This window comes from Mycobacterium colombiense, assembly GCF_001672755.1.
Taxonomy (GTDB): Bacteria; Actinomycetota; Actinomycetes; order Mycobacteriales; family Mycobacteriaceae; genus Mycobacterium; species Mycobacterium colombiense_C.
On record NZ_LZKI01000149.1, the window covers coordinates 1 to 24,060 of the forward strand.

At 66.0% G+C, this 24,060-nt stretch carries 20 protein-coding genes; 8 read left to right on the forward strand and 12 right to left on the reverse strand.

The features are described from left to right. Window positions 1–30: 30 nt before the first annotated feature. The 6 genes from A5708_RS20360 to A5708_RS27640 form a co-directional block, all read right to left on the reverse strand. The gene (locus A5708_RS20360) at window positions 31–945 is read right to left on the reverse strand and encodes a MerR family transcriptional regulator (protein ID WP_065030353.1); all 915 of its coding nucleotides are present in this window, start codon (window positions 943–945) and stop codon (window positions 31–33) included. A gap of 14 nt (window positions 946–959) precedes the next feature. Then, window positions 960–2,456, reverse strand: a complete 1,497-nt coding sequence (locus tag A5708_RS20365; RefSeq protein ID WP_419538345.1) for a flavin-containing monooxygenase — start codon at window positions 2,454–2,456, stop codon at window positions 960–962. A 2-nt stretch (window positions 2,457–2,458) separates the two neighbouring features. Next, a complete protein-coding gene (locus tag A5708_RS20370) occupies window positions 2,459–3,379 on the reverse strand; it encodes a reductase (protein ID WP_065030355.1) in 921 nt (306 codons plus the stop codon). A 24-nt stretch (window positions 3,380–3,403) separates the two neighbouring features. After that, on the reverse strand, window positions 3,404–4,261 hold the full coding sequence (locus A5708_RS20375) for an SDR family NAD(P)-dependent oxidoreductase (RefSeq protein WP_065030356.1): 858 nt from the start codon (window positions 4,259–4,261) through the stop codon (window positions 3,404–3,406). 2 nt (window positions 4,262–4,263) lie between these two features. Beyond that, window positions 4,264–5,268: an alpha/beta hydrolase gene (locus A5708_RS20380; protein WP_065030357.1), complete on the reverse strand. Its 1,005-nt coding sequence runs from the start codon at window positions 5,266–5,268 to the stop codon at window positions 4,264–4,266. A 400-nt stretch (window positions 5,269–5,668) separates the two neighbouring features. After that, window positions 5,669–5,926, reverse strand: coding sequence for a hypothetical protein (locus A5708_RS27640; protein WP_065030358.1), 258 nt, complete (start codon window positions 5,924–5,926; stop codon window positions 5,669–5,671). Between A5708_RS27640 and A5708_RS28040 the strand changes: the two genes are divergently transcribed. Further along, the gene (locus A5708_RS28040) at window positions 5,807–6,070 is read left to right on the forward strand and encodes a DUF2510 domain-containing protein (protein ID WP_419538346.1); all 264 of its coding nucleotides are present in this window, start codon (window positions 5,807–5,809) and stop codon (window positions 6,068–6,070) included. The genes A5708_RS27640 and A5708_RS28040 overlap by 120 nt on opposite strands. Window positions 6,071–6,120: 50 nt before the next feature. On the opposite strand, the gene A5708_RS20390 is transcribed toward A5708_RS28040, so the two are convergent. Genes A5708_RS20390 through A5708_RS20405 form a run of 4 tightly spaced genes read right to left on the reverse strand, consistent with a single transcriptional unit; the run spans window position 6,121 to window position 11,782 of the window. After that, window positions 6,121–7,368 (reverse strand): hypothetical protein, encoded by a 1,248-nt coding sequence (locus A5708_RS20390; RefSeq protein ID WP_065030359.1) that lies wholly within the window; start codon window positions 7,366–7,368, stop codon window positions 6,121–6,123. Beyond that, window positions 7,368–8,708, reverse strand: a complete 1,341-nt coding sequence (locus A5708_RS20395) for a hypothetical protein (protein ID WP_065030360.1) — start codon at window positions 8,706–8,708, stop codon at window positions 7,368–7,370. The genes A5708_RS20390 and A5708_RS20395 overlap by 1 nt, the downstream gene beginning before the upstream one ends. Continuing rightward, complete coding sequence (locus A5708_RS20400; RefSeq protein WP_065030361.1) at window positions 8,708–10,354, reverse strand: ABC transporter permease; 1,647 nt, start codon at window positions 10,352–10,354, stop codon at window positions 8,708–8,710. Before A5708_RS20400 ends, A5708_RS20395 begins: the two co-directional genes overlap by 1 nt. 36 nt (window positions 10,355–10,390) lie before the next feature. Next, window positions 10,391–11,782 (reverse strand): condensation domain-containing protein, encoded by a 1,392-nt coding sequence (locus tag A5708_RS20405; RefSeq protein WP_065030362.1) that lies wholly within the window; start codon window positions 11,780–11,782, stop codon window positions 10,391–10,393. A gap of 957 nt (window positions 11,783–12,739) precedes the next feature. Between A5708_RS20405 and A5708_RS20410 the strand changes: the two genes are divergently transcribed. The 5 genes from A5708_RS20410 (at window position 12,740) to A5708_RS20430 (ending at window position 19,236) form a co-directional block, all read left to right on the forward strand. After that, a complete protein-coding gene (locus A5708_RS20410) occupies window positions 12,740–14,404 on the forward strand; it encodes an NAD-dependent malic enzyme (protein ID WP_065030375.1) in 1,665 nt (554 codons plus the stop codon). 305 nt (window positions 14,405–14,709) lie between these two features. Next, window positions 14,710–16,047, forward strand: coding sequence for a PPE family protein, SVP subgroup (locus tag A5708_RS20415; protein ID WP_065030363.1), 1,338 nt, complete (start codon window positions 14,710–14,712; stop codon window positions 16,045–16,047). An 898-nt stretch (window positions 16,048–16,945) separates the two neighbouring features. Next, window positions 16,946–17,599 carry an O-methyltransferase gene (locus tag A5708_RS20420; RefSeq protein WP_065030364.1) on the forward strand — a complete coding sequence of 218 codons (654 nt, stop codon included), beginning with the start codon at window positions 16,946–16,948 and terminating at the stop codon, window positions 17,597–17,599. A 179-nt stretch (window positions 17,600–17,778) separates the two neighbouring features. After that, window positions 17,779–18,525 carry a maleylpyruvate isomerase family mycothiol-dependent enzyme gene (locus A5708_RS20425; RefSeq protein ID WP_081293030.1) on the forward strand — a complete coding sequence of 249 codons (747 nt, stop codon included), beginning with the start codon at window positions 17,779–17,781 and terminating at the stop codon, window positions 18,523–18,525. A 93-nt stretch (window positions 18,526–18,618) separates the two neighbouring features. Next, entirely contained in the window at window positions 18,619–19,236 is a 618-nt protein-coding gene (locus A5708_RS20430; RefSeq protein ID WP_065030366.1) for a TetR/AcrR family transcriptional regulator, read from the forward strand. A 31-nt stretch (window positions 19,237–19,267) separates the two neighbouring features. On the opposite strand, the gene A5708_RS20435 is transcribed toward A5708_RS20430, so the two are convergent. After that, window positions 19,268–19,978: an SDR family oxidoreductase gene (locus A5708_RS20435; protein WP_065030367.1), complete on the reverse strand. Its 711-nt coding sequence runs from the start codon at window positions 19,976–19,978 to the stop codon at window positions 19,268–19,270. 105 nt (window positions 19,979–20,083) lie between these two features. Here A5708_RS20435 and A5708_RS20440 point away from each other — a divergent pair, with 105 nt between their 5' ends. After that, entirely contained in the window at window positions 20,084–20,944 is an 861-nt protein-coding gene (locus A5708_RS20440; RefSeq protein WP_065030368.1) for a LysR family transcriptional regulator, read from the forward strand. A 304-nt stretch (window positions 20,945–21,248) separates the two neighbouring features. After that, window positions 21,249–22,310 (forward strand): 3-deoxy-7-phosphoheptulonate synthase, encoded by a 1,062-nt coding sequence (locus A5708_RS20445; protein WP_065030369.1) that lies wholly within the window; start codon window positions 21,249–21,251, stop codon window positions 22,308–22,310. Window positions 22,311–22,344: 34 nt separating this feature from the next. On the opposite strand, the gene A5708_RS20450 is transcribed toward A5708_RS20445, so the two are convergent. Beyond that, on the reverse strand, window positions 22,345–24,003 hold the full coding sequence (locus tag A5708_RS20450; protein WP_065030370.1) for a (2,3-dihydroxybenzoyl)adenylate synthase: 1,659 nt from the start codon (window positions 24,001–24,003) through the stop codon (window positions 22,345–22,347). Between the last annotated feature and the right edge of the window lie 57 nt (window positions 24,004–24,060).

A 24,060-nucleotide genomic window follows, 5' to 3' on the forward strand; every position in this document is an offset into this window, starting at 1 on the left:
CAGCCTCGGGCCGTGCGCGCTGATCCAGAATCAGACCGAAGAGCTCGATTCGAGATAGTCGGCCAAAATGCGGCCGACGAGTGACTCGATGTTCGATTCGATCGACGATGCGAGTGTCGCGGTGACGGTAGCCACGGCTTGAGTCCGGAAGCGCACCAGCATCGTGATCAGTTCGGCGATCTCGGCGTCGGCCGGCAACGGTTCGCCGGGCTTGATGCGATCCAGCACGTGTTCGGCTCCGGCGCGCACCAGCATGTCGCTGATCTTGTCGATCTCCGGGACGATCTGCTCGTGAAGGTCGATGAGCTTGTCGAATTTGACGCCGTAGCCCCGGATTTCGTTGAACGCTTCGATGAGTTTCGGGCGGGTGATGGTCGCTTGCGGCCCATCGATCCGGATCACCTGCAGCGCCACCAGGCGCTCGAATGCGTTGGGATCATCGACCAGTCGCTGGGCGTCGGCCAGCGCCACCGTCACCGGCTTTTCGGTGGTCCAGGTGCCGACGATCGCCGTTTCCAGACCCAGTACGTCGCCGAGGTTTTTGCCTTCCTCCCACGCGCCGACCATTTCTCGCACGTGTGCGATGGTGTAGCCGCGGTCGAGCATCGAGGTGATGAGCCGCAGCCGGGTCAGGTGGGTGTCGTTGAACAGCGCGATTCGCCCCACCCGCAGCGGGGGCGGTAGTAGCCCGCGGTCCCGGTAGACGCGGATATTGCGGGTGGTGGTGCCGGCCAGCCGGGCCAGGTCGTCGATTCGGTACTCACCGGAGTTCGCGTCGCCGTGCGGGTGCCGGGCGGCAGCGTCGAAAAGCTGGGACACCGCCCCCTCGATGAGTTGGCGATACTCCCGCGATTGGCGCCGAACCCGTTTGGGTGCGCGCCGCACGTTGTGCAGCACGCTGGCGATGGTGCCGGGTTCGGGCCGCGCTGCGCGCTCAGTGGCCATGTCAGTGCGGCATCTCAGGCCGACGCGGTGGCCTGCGTCTGGGCGTGATGTGCCACCGCCTGATAGTCCTCGTACCGGAAATCCCTCATCTGGCGAAGATACTGCGTGGCGAAACCGGGGTACATCGACCCGTTGAATCCGTCCTTGGTGAGGTACCAACTGCGGCAGCCCGACATCCACGTCGTCTTGGTGAGCCGGCGTTGCAGGGCCTCGTTGTGGCGACGCTGGACCTCTTCGCGCACATCGAGGTAACGCAGGTCGTCGTTCAGGACGGTGGTGATCCCGCGTACCGCGTAGTCCAGCTGGCCCTCGATGTACACCAGCAGCGAGTTGTGGCCCGGTCCCGAGTTGGGGCCGGTCATGACGAACAGGTTCGGATAGCCGTGCACGTTGATGCTCTTGTAAGCCTGTGCGCCACCGGTCCATTCGGCGGCCAGCGACCGGCCACTCAGCCCGGTGACTCCGAAGGGCGGACCGGTCAGGTGCACGTCATAACCGGTGGCGAACACGATGCAATCGAGGTGATGCTCGATGCCGTCGCTGGTGCGAATACCGGCCGGACTCAACGTGGCGATCGGCCAGTCGATCAGCTTGCAGTTGTCGCGCTGTAGCGCGGGGTAGTACTCGCTGGACACCAGCATGCGTTTGCACCCGGGCCGGAAGTCCGGCGTCAGCTGCCGCCGCAACCACGGGTCTTTCACCTGGGCGCGCAGGTGCGCCCGGCCGAGCCGGGCGACCAGCGACGTCAGCGGGGTGTCCCACACCAGCGCGGTGGCGCTGGCCTCGTGGCCCCAATACAACGCTTGGCGCGCAAGCTGTTGGGTGGCAGGGACTTTGGCGAACAGGGATTGCACGGCCGGTGGGGTGGCGACGTCGAGGCGTGGCAGCACCCAGCACGGCGTGCGCTGGAATACCTTGACGAACCCGGCCCGCTTGACCAGTTCGGGGATGATCTGGATGGCGCTGGCGCCGGTACCGATGACCGCGACGCGCTTGCCGGTGAAATCGTAGTCGTGATCCCAGCGTGCGCTGTGGATCTTGTGTCCGCGGTAGCTGTCCAGGCCCCGGATGTCGGGGAAGCTGACGTCGGACAGCGGGCCGGAGGCCAGCACGACGGTGCGGGCGCGAAACTTCTTGCGGTTCTTGGTGGTCGCCGTCCAGACACCGGCTTCCTCGTCGAAGGTCAGGTCCTTGACCTCGTGGCCGAACTTGACGCGGCTGCGGATGTCGAACCTGTTCGCCATGTCCTCGAGGTGCCGGTAGATCTCGGGCGCGGGAGAGTAGGTGCGTGACCAGGTCGGGTTCTTGACGAAGGAGTACGAGTAGAGCAGCGACGGGACGTCGCAGCTGGCGCCGGGATACGTTGTGTCGCGCCAGGTTCCGCCGACACGGTCGGCGCGCTCGAGCATCACGATGTCGTCGACTCCGGCTTCGGCCAGGCGGATCGCCGCCCCCAGTCCGGTGAAGCCGGCTCCGATGATGAGCGCCGCGTGGGCGCGGTTGTTCGCCATGGTCACGCCGCCGGCTCGTGGGTGACTTCTCGGACCCAGGTGGGTACCGATGGCAGCAGGGGCCGCGGATACCGGTCGGAAAGCCATACCATCGAATTGGCCAGCAGGTGGTAGGGATGGCGGGGATTCGTGACCACTCCGGCGTAGCGCCTCAGGAACCGGTAGGTCGGTACCCGCCTGGCGTGTTCGCCGCGGTCGCCCAGTTCCTTGAATCGCTTCACGGCCTTGTAGAGCCGCTCGGGCTCCATGCCCATGGCGGTGATCTCGTTGCGGATTCTGTTGATCAGCGGTGCGCCCATGACCGCGCCGATGATGAGGCCCGGTGTGGCGTTGTGGCCGATGAAGTCGATCAGCATTCGTCGGATCTTCGCGTGTCCAATCATGTCGAGGACTTCGAAATCGACCACTAGATGCCGTGATTCGTCATTGTTGATCTTCTCGAACACCCGATGGCACACCGGGTCGTGGACCTCGTCGAGGAGGAATTTCAGCAGTGCGCCGTCCAGCGCGACTTCCAGCATCGGGATGACCGTGCCGAGCAGAGACAGCGGCATGTCGTCGGCCCAGCGGTCCAGCCAGTCGATGGCCAGTCGGATGTTCACGTTCGGCTCGGGAACCTCACCGTCCGCGAGCATGCCCCAGCGCTTCATCAGCGCTAGTTCAGCGTTGGCGTGGCGCTGCTCCTCGGCGTGGAAGTAGCGGTAGATCTCGGCGATGGTCGGGGTGGGCGCCTTCTTCGCCAGCGCCGCGAAGCCCCTGGCGCCGATGTTCTCGATCCAGCACAGGTCGGCCATGAATGCCTTGAGCTGTGGCCGCTGTTCATCACTGATCAAGTCCGCGCCGGGCGCGTCCCAGTCGATGTCGGCGAGTGCCCACTGTCGATCCTTGATCTTGGCGAGCATGGCTTCCATGTCGATGGCCACCGTCAGCTCCTTTCGTTCGGGTGATCAGGGCAGGTTGATGCGGGATACCAGGCCGGCCGCGCGTGTATAGGTTTGCGGGGCAAGCCGTTTGATGTTCCAGCCGATCTTGGCGTCGTATTGGGGCATGCAGTACAGCTCGCCGCGGTCGTGGGCGTCCAAACAGGTGCGCGCGACTTTCTCCGCGGATAATCCCGTCCAGCGCATCAGCTTTCCGGCCAGCTCGCTGGATTGTTCACTGATCCGGCCGGATTCGAGGATGTTGGTCTTGACGAAGGTCGGGCACAGCACGGTGACGCGCACCGGCGTGCCGGCCAGTTCGGCGGCGAGGGTCTCCGAGAGCGACAGCACACCGGCCTTGCTGACGTTGTAGGCAGCCATGCCGGGAGCCGCACCGAACGCCGCCGCCGAGGCCACGTTGATGATGCCCCGCGGCGCGCGCGACCGCTCGGCCTCGCGCAGGATCGGGGTGAACACGTGGCAGCCGTGGATAGGACCCCACAGGTTGATGCCCAACGTCCACCGCCAGTCGTCCAGCGGCGCCTCGCCGATGGCGGCACCGCCCGCACCGACGCCGGCGTTGTTGATCACCAGCGTGGGTGGAGCCGCGAACCAGGCCTGCGACCGTTCGGCCAGCGCCTGCACGTCCTCGAATCGCGATACGTCGCAACGGATTGCCACCGCCTTGGCGCCGCGCTCCGTGATCGCGTCGGCGGTGCGCTGAGCGGCTGCCTCGTCGATGTCACTGCACACCACCGCGCCGCCACGCTTGCCCAGTTCGACGGCGAAGGCGGCACCGATGCCGCTTCCGGCACCAGTCACCACCGCCGACGCGCCCCGGCTGGTTTTCGGCCGGTTGAGCAGTCTGTCTACGGGGCCGAACATGGTCAGTGGACCTCCTCGGTGGCGGCGCGCGCATCCTGCAGCGCGTGGGCGATGAACCGCGCGACATAGGCCATGGCCTTGGCGGCCTCGGGTGTCATGCGTGGCAACGCCTGGAAGACGTGCACTTGGTGCGGCCAGATCTGCAGTTCGCATCGGCCGCTGGCGGTGCGGATGTCGGCGGCGAGTTGGCGCGCATCGTCTTGCAGCATCTCGGCCCCACCGGCCTGGATCAGGGTGGGGGGAAGTGCGGCGCCTCCGGCGACGTCGAGCGTCAGCCGTTGGTGGGTGGGCTCGATGCCGCTGTGGTAGAGGCCGACCAGGCGGACCGCGCTCGCCGCCCGGGTGGCGGGATCGGGGCGAATCCGTTCGCGCGCCAGCGACAGCTCGAACGTGAGGTCGTACAGGGGAGAGAGCAGCACCATCGCGGCGGGCTGATCGACCTCCGGCTGCAGCAGCAAGTCCACCGACAGGTGACCGCCCGCCGAATCACCGGCGATCACAATCTGTTTCGACGGCACCTCGCAGGTGTTGACCAGCCAGTCCCAGCCCGCGCGGACGTCGTCAGCCGCGGTGGGGAAGCGATGACGGGGGGCCAGTCGGTAATCGATGCAGAACACCGGCAGTCCGGTCAGGGCCGAAAGCCAGGATGTCAAGCGGCGGTGCGTCTTTGGTGAACACACGGCGTACCCGCTGCCGTGCACGTAGTAGATCGCACCCTCGCTGATTGAGGACCGCTCGGTCTCGCTGGTGGGCGTTCGTGGTCCATAGACCCATTCACCCTTGACGCGGCGGCCGTCGGGCAGCTTGACGTCGACCGACTCGACGCGAGTGCCCGCGAGCGAGGGCCCGAACGTCCCCATGATCCTGGCGATGATCTGGCGCGATAGCCACAGCCCCCAGGCCCGTTCGGGCGGAATCCTGCTGGTGATCGGCCGAAGGGTGTACGTACTTACCGCTGCCGCGCCGCGGGATCGCAACGACCCGCGAGCCGGAACGCCGTCCGTCATACAACGCAGTCAACACCAAATGGTGACATTGGTCAATGGCAGCTTTGGGGAGCTTGTGCTCTTACACGCCTCGCTGCCGCTGCTGAAACAGCCGGGCCGTGGGGGTCGCGCGAGTACGCCCATCGCTGTTGGTCGTCATCCGAAACGACGCTGCGCGACCGAGGGTTTGGTGACCGCCGGTCGCGAACCGCGCAGTAGGCCGAATCAGTCGAGTAGCCGACTACGCTAGGCGGCCCTTTCGCAGGAGGCCAAAACTTGGCTATCTGACCGGTGTAACGGCGCCGTGGAGAGGGGTTCGCCATGTCAGCAGTCTCATCGTCTGCCGTCAATCCGCGCGGACAGCACTGACTGCGGGTAGCGGGGAGAAAGAACACTCAATTTGGTTGGGCAACAATGCGCTTCAGCGCGCCCTTGGGGCAACCGCCTGTACGGCAAATGCAGAACCAGAAGCCGCCGGAGGGATCAGGAAGTGGACACTGGACATCAACAAGCGCACGAACGGGCAGTGCAGCGGTACCAGGAGATCAGTCAGAAGATGATGGCGCAAGATCGCCAGATCAATGAGCGAAACCGCCAGCTTAGTGAGCGAGACCGCGAAGCGCTCCAACGACAACAGAGCACCGCGTCTGAAGAAGGCCTCCAACAAAGCGATGGTCAACAGAGAGCCGAGCAGGCCGCTCGTCGGAACGCACGAACAGCATCGAGCGCCGTGCCCAGAGCGGGATGGTACGAGGACCCGTGGCGACAAGCTTTCGCGCGTTGGTGGAGCGGCACCGAATGGACTGACGACACTCGCGGTTAACCGAGACCGACGCGCTACCGGCAGCGATGCGCGCCATTCGCTTCCGCCGTCTACGCCATTAGCGGGCCGCCGAAACCCGGAACAGCGCCCACCGGGATCAGCGCGAATGCGAAAACGAGAAAAGCAAACAATCGCAGGGTTTTTGGTGGGGCGGCTTGTTCGATCTCCGGTCGACGTGCGCAGAAGAGAATGAACACGATCGCGACGTCGAACGCGATAATTGTCAGCCAGCGTGTCCAGTCGTAGCCGGTGAAAAAGACCGGGAGAACCAGCAACAGCCCGGCGGCAACCCAGGCTATCCGACCCTGCAACGCCTCGATGAACGCGCGCAGCGGTACGCCGGAAAGCTCCCCGAGGCCCCACAGCGTCACCGCTACGGCGGCGGCACCGAAGATCAACGAGACGGTGAGACCCAGTGCTCCGATATGGCCGACGCTGCGAATGGCATCCGCGATGCCGTTGTCGTAGTTCGGCGTCACGTTGCGGCACACCCAGTCGTGATAGTCCGTCTGACTGGACCGTCCGTCGAGCACGAAGCGCAGCAGCGTTTCCGGCGACGTGACTGTTGCGAATGGGTTTGGCATCGGGTGATGCGGCACGGCCGCGCACAGTTGTGACGCGACGTGGTGGCGGCCGAACGCCGCCACCACGGCCGTGCTGATGACGCCCGGAATCACGGCCACGAGCGCGCCAAGGCGCCGGGCGGAGCCCAGCGCGCCGCCGAGGATGATGATCGCCAGCACCGCACCCAAAGCGAACTGCAGCCCTATCGCCTCGTGTATCAGCGTCAGCACCGCGATCACGCTGCCGTAGATTGCGCACCAACCCATCGCGACCGCACGAGAACGTGTGAACGCCAGCGCCGAGCTGAACAGCGCGAGGGCCGCCCCGCCGAACAGGTCGGGGCGCGCCGAGAACGCCGCGAACGGAACCCCGAAGGGCAGCAACGGAATCACCATCGCAACCATCAGCCGGCGCTCAGACCGATGGCCACCCAACAGCACCACGCCCGCGACCGCGGCCAGGCCGCACAGGTAGATCGCGGTCGACAGCCAGCGCAGACCCAGCGTGGCCCCGAAGTAGTGGTTGGGGGCCAACCGAACCAGTTCACCGGCGAGGCCGCGCCGAACGAAGCCGTGCGTGTAGTCGGCGGCGTAATACGACATCCAGTACACATCGAGCGGAACGACCTTGATCGCGCACCACAGCACCAGCGCCGTCCACGCCGCGATCGCGGCGCCGATACCCACAACGCGGTTCCGGGCACGTGGCTCGGCCTTGACGCCCAGGTCCACCATCAGACCCGGCCCTCGTACACGGTGGAGGCGGACAGCTGCAGGTCGGCCAGCGCGGCGCATGCGAGCTCGCGCGTGGCTGTGGTGGCGCCGGCGCCGTTCTGATACGCAACGACGGTGAGAAACCGGCTGCCGTTGACGGTGCCTGTGCCGCAGAATAACTGGCCCTGTGCCTGCTCGATGCGGGCCTGGGTGATGCCCTGCTCGGCGAGCCGCATCGAGACCTCGGTCGCATCGGCGCCATCGATGCGGCCGACGGCGCTGTCAAGGCTCCCGAGGTTGGAACAACCCACCGGAAGCTGGCCGGACGACATGGCGATGCCTTCGGCGCGCCGCACCAGCCAGCGCGGCGTGAAGGGAATGAGCGGCAGTCCGGCGAGCATTTCGTTGGGTTCTTGCTCGAGGGCCGTCAGCGAACTCTTGACGTCGGCGCGTACGGCGCTCAAGTCGTCAGCCACCGCTGTGCCGTCGACGGTCAGCGTGATCGAGGTCAGCGCATTGGCGCGGTCGTCGTCGGGGGTGCGGTCGCTGACCGGTAGCACGACCGTCACGAAGTCCCCATCGGGCAGCACCCTGCCCATCCGGTGAGCCAGGCGAGTGGCGAACGCGACGAAAAGTGCGTTGCCGCTTCCGTTGAGGGCGCGCGCTCGCGCCTCCCACGCCGCGGCGTCGGTTTGGATCGTCACCGACGGCGAGGCGTTCGGGTCGTCAATCGCGCCAGGCCCCCGTGGCCGCCACGCGGGCGACTGACCCCGCTGACCGGACGAGGCCCTGAGCAAAATCAGCAGGGTCGCGATGAGCGCGCGGATCGCCGCCGGCAGGGCACGAACCGCATTGACCAGGTCCTCCAACAGCGCGCTTTTCCGCCCGCGTGAATTCGGCTGTGCATAACCAAGATTGCGTCGTTCTCCCTTGACCGCTTCGGCGACGGCCAACACCAGCCCGAGCCCGTCGACTACGCAGTGCGACGCCACCAGCGTGACCGCCGCACCGCCGTCGTCCAACGGCAGCACGCCGAGATGAAACGTCGGGCCGTGCTCGGGATCGACACGCACCTGGGCGCGTCGTTCGAGCCACGTCCCAATCTCACCCCGCGGTCGACGCGGTTCCCACGCGATGTCGGGCGAGCGGCTGTCGATCACCCAGCGATGACGCCCGAACGGCAGCGGCGAACGCTCGATCCGGCGTCCGAGCAAGCCGGCACCGAGATTGTCGTTGAAGGACCGCAATTCGTCGATGTCCACGTCGCGGTCGTAGATCCACGTGGACTGCACGGTGCTGCCCTGACCGGTGGCGCGCAGCCGTAGGAAGGCGGCCTGGTCCAGCAGCGCCAGCCTCGCCACTAACACCCCGCCTCGGCCGCAGCGCGATATCCGCGCACCGCCACCGGCGCGAACACCGCGACCAGCACGCCGCCCCACAGGCCCGCCTGCCACAGCGGCGACAGCACCGGACCGCCCTCCGCGAGCGCGCGCATCGCCTCGATCGTCGGGGAGATGGGCGAAAATCGCACTACCGGTTGCAGCCAGCCCGGAAACACCTCGGCGGGAGCCACGCCGGTGTTGAGGAACAGCAGCACTATGCACCCCGCGCCCAGCCAGGTCACCATCGCCTTGCCGTCCGCGCGCGCAGCGATGGCGATGACCAACGTCGCCATGCCGGCCGAAATCACCACGGGCATCAGGACGAAAGCGAGCACGGCGATCCAGCCGTAGTTGAATCGCAGGCCCAAGGCGATCCCGAAGACGGTGAGCACCAGGGCGGAGGCGACGGTTCGCGCGGCCTCGGCGACCAATCGACCCGCCACGGTGCTGGCCCGGTGAACCGGCTGCACCCACAGCCTGGTCAGCACACCGGACTCGCGTTCGGATGGCAGAGCCAGACCGGCGCCGAGGGTTCCGAACACCGCGCCGACCACCGCGCACATCGGGACCAGCCCATACAGGCTGTCGTGTCCGGTGGCGGCCAGGACGGATTTGCCCACCAGCAGTTTGTAGATGATGAGGAGAAAGGTCGGAAACAACAGCGCTTGCACCGCGACAATCGGGTCGCGGCGCCAGCGGCGCAGCAGCCGTCCCGCCTCCGAAGCGCTTTGGCTGACGAAGGCGGTCAGCGACGTAGCGCACGGAATCTCGTGCCGTGCAACGGCGCTAACGGCCACCGGCGTCTGATCTGTGGACGCATCGCGCGCCGGAGACTCATCTCGACCTGCCCTGCGGACGATCAGCGGCGCGCCCGAACTTCCCGCGCTGACGCGTCGCTGCATCCGTACCGCGAGAACGCCGAAAAGTGCCAGCAGGCCAAGGCACCACGTCAATGTCACCGACAGATCCCTGCCGGTGACGTGACCGGTGGCGAGGCCGCGGAGCGTCTCGGTGACCTGAGATACCGGTTGGTTGCGAATGAACGGTCCGAGCCATGCCGGAAACGATTCCGCCGGAGCGATTCCGGTGGACAACAAGATAAGGACCAGTTGGGGGAGAAGCAGTAATTGGCTCGACGATTCGACGGAGCCGACCCGGGAGCCGAGGGCATCCGCACCGAGACAGACCGCCATCGCGAACGCCACTACGATGATCACGAACAGAACCGTGTCACCGGGGCCGCCTTCCATCCGGAAGTCGAACAACCATCCGACCGCGATGGCCGCGATCAACGCGATGATCGCGCGCGTCAGGCAATAGAGCATCCGCGCGCCCAGCGGCACCGCCGCGGAAACCGGCAGGGTGCGAAGCCGGGAACCGAAGCCGGACAACCGGTCTCGTGCGGCGCGGTCGGCCGTTGTCATGGCCCCGAACAGCATCGCCTGCACGATGACCACCGGAACGACATACTGCGGATAGCTCATCGGGCCGGTGTGGATGAGGCCGCCGAGAACCAGGGTGAACCCCAGGAAACAGCCCACCGGTGCCAGTGCGGCGAAAAGCAGGTCAGCGTCGCGCCGAGAGGCTGACACCGTCCGCCAAGTGAGTGCCACCAGGGCACTCATACCGAGACCTCCTGCGACGCCACGACCGGAACCACATCACGCATCGATACGCAGTCCGCCATCGCAGACCCGGCTGAACTCGGCACGCATCGTCTCGACGTAGCGCAGAACGGACCCGCGGGCGACGTCGGTGCCAGGGTAGGCGACCACCAACTGCGTCTTGTCGTGCATCCGATTGACCCACATGCACACCGTCTCCGACAGCCGGTTATCGCCCCACACGCCGGCGCGCAGGCCGTCGAAGTAATCGCCGAACGGCAACTTGCGGATGTCGATGTAGGACAGCATCGGGACCGGACGGTCCGGGACCTCGATGGGGTCCGACGACGGGTCGGTGGATTCGAGCAGGTGGTAGTAGGGCACGGCGCCCAAGGCGGTGTTGCCGTCGAAAGACGCCTGGGCGGCGCTGACCACCTCATCGAACGACGCATCGGCGGTGGGAATCGCCAACGGGACGAAACTGGCCAGCCAACCGACCGCGGTGGCGTACGCGGGCTCCCGTCGGTTGTCGAATGGCGTGAGTCCGAAATACGTTGCGGCGCCGGTTAACCGGTGTTCGGTCAGCGCGGCGCAGGCGAACACGCCACCGCTGAAACGCGCACCCGCCGCACGGCAGACCGCCTCGAACCGTCGGCCCTGGTCGTCATCGATCAGATCGAATACGTCGATGGCTCCCGGCGTGTCCGCATTCGACTCACCCAGTTCCAGCGGGAATTTCGGGAGCGCCCCATCATTCGCCGCGAGAAAAGCCCGCCACGATTGGATCTCGGGCGACTCCTCGTTCAGGCCCCTGGTGTACGCGTGCTGATTCGCGCTGTATTCGCGATGGCTCGGAGCGGGCGGCAGCGGGTTTTCCGCGGTCTGCAGCGCGGCGAAGTACATCGTCTGGATGTCGAGGAAGATCACCCCCGCCGACATGCCGTCGGCGCGCAAGTGGTCGACGGCGATATAGATGGTGAACCGGTCTTCGGCCTGAATGATGCCGAAGGTAAAGCAGTCCCATTGCAGTGGGTCGGGAGTATCGAGAAGCAGTTTGCGAATCTGGTTCGGCGCCATCCGCCCGAGATCCGATGGCGCCAAGGTGATGGCCTCCGGGTCGGGAATGACATAGCGAAGGATCCCGTCGTTATCGCCGAACGCGAAGCGGTCGTGGTAGGTGTCGTGTCGCCGCAGGTGACTGTTCACGGCTTGGGTCATCGCATCGATATCGCAGACGCCGTTGATTTCCCAGGCCCCGATGCACAACCGGGGGATATCACGGCCGCGGTTGACCTGGCGTCGGTAATAGCGGAGGTGCTGCGCCTGCTGATAGCTCACCGGGGCGGGGTGATGCTGCGCTTCGGCGGCGCGCCGATAGGTGGCGGCCGTGGGGTACCAGGATACGACCGTGCCCTCGGCCGTCCAGTCCTCAACCGTGCCCAAGAACATGCGCTACCTTTCGTCCGTCAGCTGCGACGCCGGTTTGGATGACCATAACGGCACCGCGCATGAATTGCTGAGTAAGTCGGTTCCCGAAGCGGTCCAGTTCCGCATGCCCAGCAAGTCACCTGGGGCGTGCCGCGGCGGGCAATCCACGCCGGTGATTGAGCTGGTTGGGGTTCGAGTTGACGGTCCACGTGTTGGCAAGCGGCGCAAATAAATGACTCGCCGGCGATCCCGCGGCGCAATCATGAAATTCCCCTTTCGGGCCTGAGCTATCGCACGGAAAGTTCTGTCAACCAAATGGGTGCTCGTGTGAGGTAGTCGACAACGCAGGGCCATTCAATTCGCGCGTTGTTAACACGGAACTAACAGCCAAACAAGCATTTATCTCGACGAGATGACCCAACCTGTCGATCCCACCCACGGAGCAGGCGCTATGTTGAGCTGACCTCACCAGTTGCTGGTGGACCTGCCCAATCGGCGCCTCGTTTACCATAACGTGATGTATGGCCGTATTGGAATAGTGTCAGCGAAAGTTTCCTGGGCCGCTGAATCGGGCAAACGATTAAGCGACGTTCAAAAGCGCCGCGGCGCTAGGGACTACGCCTACAAATGGCAACGTCGATAGGGAAGATCGACGATATGCCGGAGTGCCGGCAGCAAACTGTGACTCAGTCGATCCCGACGTGGTGAACCAGAAAACCACGAGCGCACAACGGGTTACGCGCAGGTTAACACGGTGGAGCGCCAGAGATCCCACGCGCCAGCGGGATAGGCATCGTCGGCCGCTAACAAGCGTGTAGTTCTCGTCATGGTGAGCAGAGACTCCGCCGGCCGTGCGCAGGGCGCAACGTCCCGGAGCGGCGGCCACGCGCAGACAAAGCGTCCTCCGATGGTCGATGATGGTCGGGACAACCCGTCGTTTCTCGTCACCATGAATCTTGCAAAGAACGGATGTTGACGATGCCCGATGAGCTGCGCGGTACGGCTCGACTGTTCGATGCGGTGACCACCAAAGGCACCGCCTTTACGGAGTCCGAGCGCCGGCGGTTGGGGCTCTTGGGTCTGCTGCCGACGACGGTGAAGACGCTGGAGCAGCAAGCCGAGCACTGCTGGCACGAATTCTCCACTCGGCGCGACGATCTCGACAAACACATCTATCTGCGGGCATTGCAGGACCGCAACGAAACACTGTTCTACCGGGTGCTGCGTGATCACATCCCCGAGGCGCTGCCAATCGTCTACACCCCCACCGTGGGTGACGCCTGCCAGCGTTTCAGTGAGATCTACCGGCGGCCGCGAGGATTGTTCGTTTCCTACGCCGAGGGTGACTGCCTGGACGAGGTGCTGAACAACCGGCCGCAGCGCGACGTCGACGTGATCGTGGTGACGGACGGGCAGCGCATCCTCGGCCTGGGCGATCAGGGCATCGGCGGGATGGGTATCCCGATCGGAAAGCTCTCCCTCTACACCCTGATCGGCGGGATCGATCCCGCGCGCACCCTTCCGATCGTGCTCGACGTGGGTACCGACAACAGCGAACTTCTCGATGATCCGCAATACCTGGGCTGGCGGCACCGGCGCATCGACGACGACGATTACTACGCCTTCATCGACAAGTTCGTCACCGCGGTGCGCAAGCATCTGCCCAATGTGCTGCTGCAGTGGGAGGACTTCGCCACGGCGCATGCGCTGCCGATCCTGGCCCGTTACCGCGACAAGCTCCTCACCTTCAACGACGACATCCAGGGGACGGCCGCCGTCACCGTGGGGGCGCTGCACGGCGCCGCCAAAGTCGCCGGCCGCCCGCTCTCGCAGCAACAGGTCGTCATGCTCGGCGCCGGCTCGGCCGGTATCGGAGTGCTGGACATGATTCGCCGGCAGATGATGACCGAAGGCTTATCCGAACAGGAGGCCTCGCAGCGCATTTGGGTTGTCGACGTGGTCGGCCTGCTCACCGATGATCGCACCGATCTGTCCGACGCGCAGCGCGGATTCGCCCAGCCGGCCGGCCGCGTTGCGCAATGGGGTCTTTCAAGGCCCGCTCAGCTCGCCGACGTCGTCCACCATGTCGACGCGGGTGTGCTGCTCGGCCTGTCGACTGCGGCGGGTGCCTTCACCGAGGGCATCGTGCGCGAGCTCGCCGACAAGACCGAGCGACCGATCATCTTCCCGCTCTCCAACCCGACGAGCCGCGCCGAGGCGCACCCCGCGGAATTGGATCAGTGGACCGACGGGCGCGCCTTGATCGCCACCGGCTCACCGTTCGCGCCGCTACACCGAAACGGCGTGGAACGCCCAGTGGCCCAATGCAATAACGTCTATATTTTCCCCGCGATGGGACTGGCCGTGACCGCGGCTCAGGCGACGCGGGTCACCGACGAGATGATGCGGGTCGCCGCCGAGACCCTGGGCGAGGCGTCGCCGGCCCTCACCGACCCCGACCAGCCGCTGCTGCCCGCATGGTCGGACGTGCCCGATATCGCGGTGCGGATCGCGCACGCCGTCGCCGTGCAGGCCGTCGCGGACGGCGTCGCCCCGACGCGCAGCGACGCCGAACTCACCGAACGCATCACGCAGGTGCGTTGGCTCCCCGAATACCCCGCCTCGGGGGAGACCACCGCCTGACAGACGTCCATGGGCTCGCATGTTGGGCTATCACTTCGACTGTCGAAGCGACGTACCGCCGGCTACGGGTACCGGGCCGGGTGTGAATATGTTCACTTTCCGCTTATGCACCAGTCCTGGCCGTGGGCAATGACTTTGGAGACACATGGAAATACCAGCGCAGCTGCGCAATCGGCAAACCGTGGCGCCGAACATCGGTCCCGGCGCCGATGTTGCGCGCAGGATTGAGAATTGGGAGCGCGTGGTACCAAAGGGAACGTGAGCGGGGGTCAGATGACCATGCCCGCACGATCCAGAGGAACTCAATGCACTTCGCGGAATTGTCGCCGGAGGTCAATTCCGGCCGCATGTACGCAGGCCCCGGCGCGGGGTCGCTGCTGGCCGCAGCGACGGCGTGGGACGAGCTCGCCAATGAGCTGCACACCACGGCGGCCAACATCGAGTCGGTGATCTCGGGGCTTACCAGTGAGCCCTGGCAGGGGCCGTCCGCGGCAGCGACGGCGGTTGCGGCCGCACCGCAGCTGGCCTGGCTCAACGCCACCGCTGAGCAGGCCACGCAGGCCGGCGCTCAGGCCAAAGCCGCTGCGACAGCTTATGAGTCGGCGTATGCGGCGACGGTGCACCCGTCGGTGGTCGCGGCCAACCGTTCCCAGTTGTCGTCGCTGGTCGCCACGAATCTGCTGGGCCAGAACACGCCGGCGATCGCGGCCACTGAGGTCGCCTACGGCGAGATGTGGGCCCAGGACGTCGCCGCGATGTACGGCTATGCGGGCGCGTCGCAGGCTGCCTCGCAGGTGACGCCGTTCACCCCGCCCAAGCAGACGACCAATCAGGGCGGGCTGGCCGCGCAGACTGCCGCGACGACGCAGGCCGCGGGTACCTCGGCCGGACACGTGCAGTCGGCGCTGTCGAGCAATACGATGTCCGCGGTGCCGAACGCGCTGCAAAGCCTCACCACCTCGTCGACGGCGTCCTCGGGGCTGAGCGATCTCTCCAGCTTCATGAACCCCTACAACTTGGTGTCGCTCGGCTCTGCATTCCTCGGCAACGGCACCGGGCTGATCGGGGTATCGGGCGCCGCGGGGTTCATTTCCGACACCGAACACAAGATCGTGGAACCGGGCGCGAGGCCGAAGGCCGTGCCGGAAAAACCGGGAAAGCCCACGGTTTCGCGCCCGCCCGCAAAGGCAACAGCGGTGTCCGCGGGAATGGGGCGGGCGAACTCGTTGGGCGGCTTGTCGGTGCCGCAGGGCTGGTCGACGGCGGCACCGGAAGTGCGCCTTACCGCGCTCGAGTCGCCCGCCGCCGGCGCTGCCCCGGCGAGTCGCGCGGGTTCTGGGCTGTTCAGCGGCCAGATGCCGCTGTTCGGTGGTGCGCCATTGATGGCGATGCCCGGCCGCGGCGCAGCCGATTCCCGGGGTCGCCAACCGGCCGCAACGAGCGACGCGCCCGGACGCCCGCTCCTCACGGGGGCGGCTATGCAAGAGCGTAGACAGTCACCGCGCAGCGCGCCGACCGGAACCGCAGCCGAGGTGCGCGAAATCACTGACGTGCTAGGTAAACTCGCCGAACTGCGAGCCTCCGGCGCGCTGACCGACACCGAATTCGCCGAACAAAAGCAACGCCTGCTCGGCACCGGTTAACCACCGTCATGGTGGCATGGTGGTCGCCTCAATCAAACATGACGCGGCGACCACCATGGGTGTCGTTGCTCATCCACTGTTTGGAGCGCAGTCGTAGTGCACCCGGGTGGAGACTGGGTCGAAGTCCTTCCTTACCCAGACCGTGCGGCCCTGGGTCAGAACCGCGGTGGCGGTGGCCCCCCAAAGGGTCCCGGGTGTGGCGGCGGGCCGCCGAATGGTCCCGGACCTGGTGGCGGGCCGCCGAATGGTCCCGGACCTGGTGGCGGGCCGCCGAATGGCCCTGGAGGGCCTGGGTGTGGTGGTCCGAAGGGGCCAGGTCCGGGCGGTGGTGGGGGATCTGCACTTGCCGCCGCGGCGCCGAAGGCCGCCACGCTTAGACCCAGGGCACCCGCAATCACCGCGCCGGCGATCGCCCGCTTAGTTTTCATGCTGCAGCCAGCCTCTCGCGTTGGTAGTTACTCTTGTTAAGTAAGCAACTTACATGCAACATCACCGTCAGCAGCGGATGACACAGCGTGTCGATGTCAACCAAACGCCCTGCACTGCCGCGGGCATGGGGCGGCCCGCCGTTTATGCAGCTCCGGAACATCCATTCACCGACTGGTCCAGATGATTTCAGTGACCGGCTTCCTGGCCCGAAAGCGCCCGACCGGCAGGGAACTGCCAGGAAGAACCACCTGAGGAAGCCGCGCAATTCGGCAAGTCCTTCGCTAAGGTAATTAGGTATGGAAACTAGTGTGAGGGCGTCTCCCGATTGCCTTCGCGAAGGAGCCGATTAGCCGGCGCTGCGTCATTCGGGTATTACGCAGTCTCGCAGAGGCTTCCGTTATCAGCGATTAGACGGTGCACGTCGCGGTTGATCCGTCGATGTGACCGATGAGTGAAAGTGAGATCTTGAATGCTGTCCACGCTAGACCGTGCGCCCCTCAATAATGTCTTGGCAGACCTACGGGGTAAGGCGCGCGCACAAAGGGCCGCTGGCCGGCCCGGCGGACTTCATTTGACCGCAACAGCCAGTCCTCAGCAGCGTGCCGACGCCGCCAGTGACGCTTACATGGCGATAAGCCCGACCTCGGGCCTTCTGCTGTATTCGATGGTGCGAGCGGTCAGACCCGCGACGGTCATCGAGTTCGGGATGTCCTATGGCATCTCCACGCTGCATTTGGCGGCCGCGGCGCGCGACAACGGTTCGGGTCACATTTTCACCACGGAATTGAGCGCCAAGAAGGTCGCAGCGGGAAAGCAAACGTTTGCGGCGGCCGGTGTTGACGACCTCATCACCATCCTTGACGGCGACGCTCTGGCCACGCTCGGTGCGGTCCCTGGAGAGGTCGGTGTAGTCCTGCTCGACGGCTGGAAAGAAATGTATCTTCCGGTGTTGCAGCTCATTGAGAAGCAGCTATCCCACGGCGCACTCATTCTGGCCGACAACGCCGAGAATCCAGGCACCGCAAGCTATCTCGACTATGTCCGCGACCCGGCCAACGGCTACGTCACTATCAACTTTCCCGACAAGGAACGAAATAGCACTGAGTTAAGTTGTCGCGTCTAAAAATCCAGGCCGCCGCCCGCGCCCGTCCGGGAAATAGGGCCGCTTGGTCGCTCCTTCGTTGCAATCGCCGGTAAACCGACTGAGCGATGATGCCTGCCCGTCACCAGACTGGCCCTTGACTTCATACATACAGTGTGTATGTTCATACATATGGTATGTATCTGGAAGGTAGGGGTCTCATGAGTGCCACGCTCGACGCCATTGCGGAAGAACGCAGAATCGTGTTGGAGCTTTGCTCGCAAATGCCGGATCCATTGTGGGCGAAGGAGAGTGGTTGCTCCGGGTGGTCGGTGCAGGACCTCGTGTCGCACATGGCGTGCAGCTTCTGGTTGGCGGTCGATCCGTCGACGCTGGCCAACCCCGGCGGAATGCCCGCCGAACGCGCGGCGGACCTCTATGTCGACTCACGACGCTCGATGACCCCCAAAGAGGTTGTGGCGGATTACGAATCGGTCAGCGCGCGCGGGCTGGATGTGCTCGCGGCAATCGAAGGCCAGGACATCGACATACCCATAGGCGACGTCGGTACCTACCCGGCCTCGTTGGTGCCGACGACGTTCGTCTTCGAGGCCTTCATTCACACTCGGTACGACCTGTTTCCTCCGGATGGGCCGTTGGACGGCGATCCGCCGCCCGTCGACGAGTTGCGGCTCGCCCCCACGCTCGACTGGATCGAAGCGGCGCTGCCACAGCAGAATGTCAAGCTGCTCAACGACTTATCGGCGCGCGTGGAGATTCGCCTCGACGGTTTGTGTGCCCGGACCCTGCGTCTCGGCGCCCACTCCGACGCCGCGGCGCGCATCACGTCCGATTCCCAGGCCTTCGTGCGGTGGGTCACCCAGCGCGGCGCCTGGGAGGCCCTGGGCGTGCAGGCCGAGGGGGACCCGTCAGCGCTGGATATTGTGCGCCGGCTCAGGGTGTTCTGACGAGACACAGACCGCGACGCCACTTCGCCGGTCCCGTGATCCACGACCTGCATACGGTATGTATGACATGGGCGGTGTGAAAGGTGAGGGTTGATGGCGAAGGGCGGTCGCCGCACGCAGGCCGAACGCGCGGCCGAGACGCGTGAGGCGCTGATAGGTGCCGCGCGGCCGGTGTTCGCGTCGGTGGGATTCGCCGACGCGTCCCTGGAAACCATCGTCCGCGACGCGGGGGTGACACGCGGGGCGCTGTACCACCATTTCGCCGACAAGACAGAGCTGTTCGCCGCGGTCTTCGAGCAGGTGGAGGGGGAGATGGCCGCCCGGATGGGGGAGGCCGTCGCCGCCGCGGGGCACTCGGATCCGGTCGAGATCATGCGACTGTGCTCGGGGCTCTGGTTGGACGCGTCCGCCGAACCCGAGATCCAGCGCATCGTCTTGCTCGAGGCGCTGGCGGTGCTGGGATGGGAACGTTGGAGCGACATCGGCCACCGCTACAACATCGGGTTCGTGACCGGGCTGCTCACCGAGGCCATCGGGTCCGGCGCCATCCCCCGCCAGCCCGTCGAGGCCACAGCGCTGACGATCATGGGCGCGCTGCGCGAGGCAACGCTCTACATCGCCCGCGCCGACGATCAGCGCCAGGCGCGGGCGGACGCCGGCGCGGTGATGGACAGACTGCTCGAGGCGTTGCGCGCCAACGATATTGGCTAGGTCGTTTCCACCCGCGCGGCGACAAGGTTTATCAAGCGGCGATGCTTCCGCCGCCGTCGGCCCGAATGATCTGACCGGTGATATAGCCGGCATCCTCGTCCAGCAGCCCGCAAATGGCGTGGGCGATCTCGCGCGGTGTGCCCACACGGCGCAGCGGAATAGTTTGCAGCACACGAGCTTCCCGCTCGGATCCGGTGGGGCTGAGTTCGCGGTACATCTCCGTTTCGATGGGCCCGGGCGCCACCGCGTTGACCGTGACGCCGGACTGCGCGAGCTCACCGGCCCAGATCCGCGTACACGCTTCCAGCGCCGCCTTTGTCGCCGCATAGGGCGTGCGCTCCGCGGTGCCCAGTGTGGTCAGGCTGGTGACGTTGACGATGCGCCCCCACCCGCTGGCGAGCATGCCGGGTAGCACCGCCTGGACCACCTGTACGGCGGTGCGCACGTTCAGGTCGTACGTGCTGAACAGGTCGTCCAAATCGATCGAGCCGATGCGGCCGAACCGGGCGACAGCGACGTTGTTGACCACCGCGTCGATGCGCCCGGTCGCCAGGACGCGCTTGAGTACGGCGTCGGTCTCCGCGCGGTCGGTGAGGTCCGCCTCGTAGAACTCACCCGGGAAGTCGTTGGGCCGGGTGCGTGCGATGCCGATCGGGATGTCGCCGGACGCCGCGACTCGGTCGGCGACAGCTCGGCCGATTCCCTTCGATGCCCCGGTGATCAGTACTCGCCGTGCGGTCATGGTCCCTCCTTCGAACGCATTTGTATGATTACAGAAACATTTTGGGAGACCGAAACCGCATAACGTTGTTGATATGGCGGATTGCAGCGCTCTTATGGAGGATCGATGGCGACGGTGTCGCAGCTCAGGACGTTCATCGCGGTGGTTGATCAGGGTGGCTTCACGGCGGCGGGCCGGCGGCTCGGACTAACCCAGCCGGCGGTCAGCCGTACCGTCGCCGCACTGGAAAAGGAGCTGGGGTTGCCGCTGTTCCTGCGCCGTCCTGACGGACTCTCACTGACCGAAGCGGGTTCCATTGCGCTAACGCACGCACGAGAGGCGGTGCGGCATCTGGCGTTGATGCGTACCGAGGTCGCCGGGTTGGCGGGCGACATCACCGGAACCCTTCGTCTGGCGAGCGTGCCGACCGCCACCGCCACGCTGGTCGCTCCGCAACTACAGACGTTCGCCCAGCGGCATCCGGCCGTCACGATCCGGTTGCTCGAGGGGAGCGAACAAGAGATACGGGATTGGCTCGACCAAGGGGCTGCCGAAGCGGGTGTGGTCAGCCTGCCCAGCAAGGGGCTCGAGTCGGCGGCCATAGGTGAGCAGGAAATGGTCGCGGTGGTACCCGCCGACAGCTGGCTGGCATCCAGGAACACAGTCACCTACGCCGACTTGGCCAAGGAGCCCTTCGTCCGCGGTACCGGTGGCTGCGCGGATGTGTTCATGCCGATCGCGCGGCGCGCCGGCATCGAATTCGACTTGGCTTTCGAAGCGCGGGAGGTTGCGGCGACGCTCGAGATCGTGCGTGCCGGGCTCGGGGTGAGCATTCTGCCGAGCGCCGGCCTGCCCGACCTGCCCGGTGTCGCGGTGCGGCCGCTGCTGCCCCACACCGTGCGGCGCCTCGGCGTCGCCGTCTCGGCCAGCGCATCGGCGCCCGCGCGTGCGTTCCTCGATCAGATCGCCGCGCTCGGTTTGCACTGATTCGGTTCGGCGACCGCGGTTTTGAATCCCGGTTTTTGCGTCGCGCCGCGCGTTACCGCGACGCCGCTTTCAGCGTTAAAGCCCCGGCGTGGTATCTTCGCGGACGTGAATATCGGCGTGCGCGCGTATTGGCGCTTTATCGTGGCTCCGGGTGGAGCCAGCGATGCAGCGTCTGGTTGACGCAACCGCACGACTGATACCCGGAGCCCGGCAGTGACCACAAGGTCGCTGCTTTTCGTTTTTCAGGGCATCGGGAACCCGCGGGCGTGCCCTGGGAGCCAGCAGAGAAAGGCACACACCCTCCATGTCCATCACCAATTGCGAAACGGCGACCATCGATACGTCCGATCATCGGATCGTTTCGTTCCGGGAGCTCTCGGCCCCCGCCGTGATCCGCACCGAGCTGCCGTTGACGGCCCGGCGTGCCCAGGCCGTGCAGCGCGATCGCGAGGAGATCTCGGCGATCCTGGCCGGTGGTGACGACCGGCTGTTACTGGTGGTCGGCCCCTGCTCGGTGCACGATCCCGTCGCCGCACTCGATTACGCGCGCCGGCTGGCGCCGCTCGCCGCCGAGTACGCGGATCGGCTGAAGATCGTGATGCGGGTCTACTTCGAGAAGCCGCGCACCACCATCGGCTGGAAGGGACTCATCAACGATCCCAACATGGACGGCAGCTTCGACGTCGAACGTGGGCTACGCATCGCGCGCGGGTTGCTGCTTGACATCATCGACGTCGGCCTACCGGTGGGATGTGAATTCCTGGAGCCCACCAGTCCGCAATACATCGCCGACGCCGTCGCCTGGGGCGCGATCGGCGCCCGGACCACCGAGTCGCAGGTGCACCGCCAGTTGGCGTCCGGGCTGTCGATGCCGGTCGGGTTCAAGAACGGCACCGACGGCAACATCCAGGTCGCCATCGACGGCGTCAAAGCCGCTGCGGCACCGCACCATTTCTTCGGCACCGACAACGTCGGTCGCGCGGCCGTCGTGCAGACGATGGGCAATCCCGACTGCCACGTGATCCTTCGCGGCGGCACCGCCGGGCCCAACTACGATGCCGTGTCGGTGGCCACCGCCATCGAAAAGCTGACCAAGGCGGGGCTTTCCGCGCAGGTCATGCTCGACTGCTCGCACGCCAACTCCGCCAAAGACCATGTGCGGCAGGCCGAAGTCACGGCCGAGGTGGCCGCACGCCTGGCCACCGGCGAGCGCGGTATCTCCGGTCTGATGCTGGAGAGCTTCCTGGTGGCCGGTGCGCAATCGCTGGGCGGCGAGCTGACCTATGGCCAATCGGTGACCGATCAGTGCATGGACTTCCGGACCACGGCCGGCTTGCTCGCCGACCTCTACGCAGCGATGGCCTGATCGCGGACGACGGCTAAAGCGCGCGGCCTTGCCGTCACGCTTCTGCTCGTTGCGCCGAAACCTGGCCGGCGATCGCCTTTTTGTCGATCTTGCCGATCGGGGTGGTGGGCAGTGAGGTCATCGCGACCAGGACGTCGGGGCGGGTGTGTGCGGCCACACCACGGGAGTCCAGATAGCCGTTCAACTCCGCGAGCGTCAGTTCGGGACCGTTGAAAACGACTGCCGCACAGATTTTCTCGCCCAGGTAGGGGTCGGGCAGCGCGACCGCGGCGGCCGAGAAGATCGCGGGGTGGCTGTGCATCTGCTCCTCGAGATCGGCCGCGGAAATCGTTTCCCCGCCACGGCAAATCACGTCTTTGACCCGACCGGTGACCACCAGATAGCCGTCGCTACGCAGCCGCACCACGTCGCCGCTGCGGAAGAAGCCTTGCGCATCGAAGCTGCGTTCGTTGTCGCGGTCGGCGCGGAAGTAGCCGTTGAACGTGTACGGGCCGCGGACCAGTAGTTCGCCCTCCTCGCCCGGGCCCACCGGTTCGCCCGCCGCGTCGACGACGCGCAATTCGTCGGCGGCCGACATCGGTCGCCCCTGCGTGTATTCGGTGAGTTCCGGGGGATCGTCGGGCCGGGTGTAGTTCAGCAGCCCCTCGGCCATCCCGAAGACCTGCTGCAGCCCCGGGGTCAGGGCGGCGCGTACCAACCGGGCATCCTCGGGTTCCAGTTTGGCACCACCAACCTGTAAGAGGCGCAATGTCTTTGGTGTCACGGGTTCCCAGTCGCAGGCTTGCGCCCACAACTTGGCCAACGCCGGCACCAGGGCGGTCACCGTGACGCCGTGGCGTGCGATGGCGGCAAAGGCCGCCTCGGGGCTCGGATCGGTGCCGAAAACGGTGGTGGCGCCGACGGTCATCGCGCCGAGCAGACCCGGACAGGCGAGCGGGAAATTGTGGCCGGCCGACAGCACCGCGAAATAGACGTCGTCGGGGGTGAGCCCGCAGAGTTCGGCGCTGGCCCTCGCGTTGAAAACGTAATCGTCGTGGGTGCGAGGGATGAGCTTGGGTGTGCCCGTGGTGCCGCCTGAAACCAGCAGCAGCGCAGGCGATCCCGGGTCGGGCGGGGACGGTCGCGTGCCGTCGGTCGCCTGGTCGCACAGCTGTGTCCACGAGGTGAACGGTCCCGGGTCGCCGTCGACGATGACGTGCTTGAGCGCGGCGTGTCGCTCGGCGAGCCCCTGCGCCATCGTGCGGTAGTCGAAACCCGCTGCGGTATCGGCGATCAGCAGCGCGGTGGCCTCGCTCACCGCGGCGAAATGCCCCAGTTCGGCGGCCCGGTGGCCGGGCAGGCACATCACCGGGATCGCCCCCGCCCGCAGCAGCGCGAACAGCGCCACCGCGAACTGGCAGCCGTTCGGCAGCTGCAGCAACACGCGGTCGCCCGCCGCGACACCCGCGCCCCGCAGTCCGCTGGCCGCGCGGTTAGCCTGGTCGTCGAGGTCCGCATAGCTGAGGCCGGTGTCGCCCATGGCGTCGAGGACGGCAGTCCGGCCGGGCCATTGCCGGGCCGCGTCGCTCAGGATCGCGTCCAGGGGCCGCCCCGTCCAATAGCCGGCCGCCCGGTAGGTGGCGGCCCGGTCAGCGGGGAACGGCACGAACCCGTCGAGGACTCCGGCCGGCGGCTGCGGTGTGTTCGGGCTCATGGCTCCTTAGACGGGGGCGTAGTAGCGGGGACGCAGGCAGTAAGGATAGGGTAACCA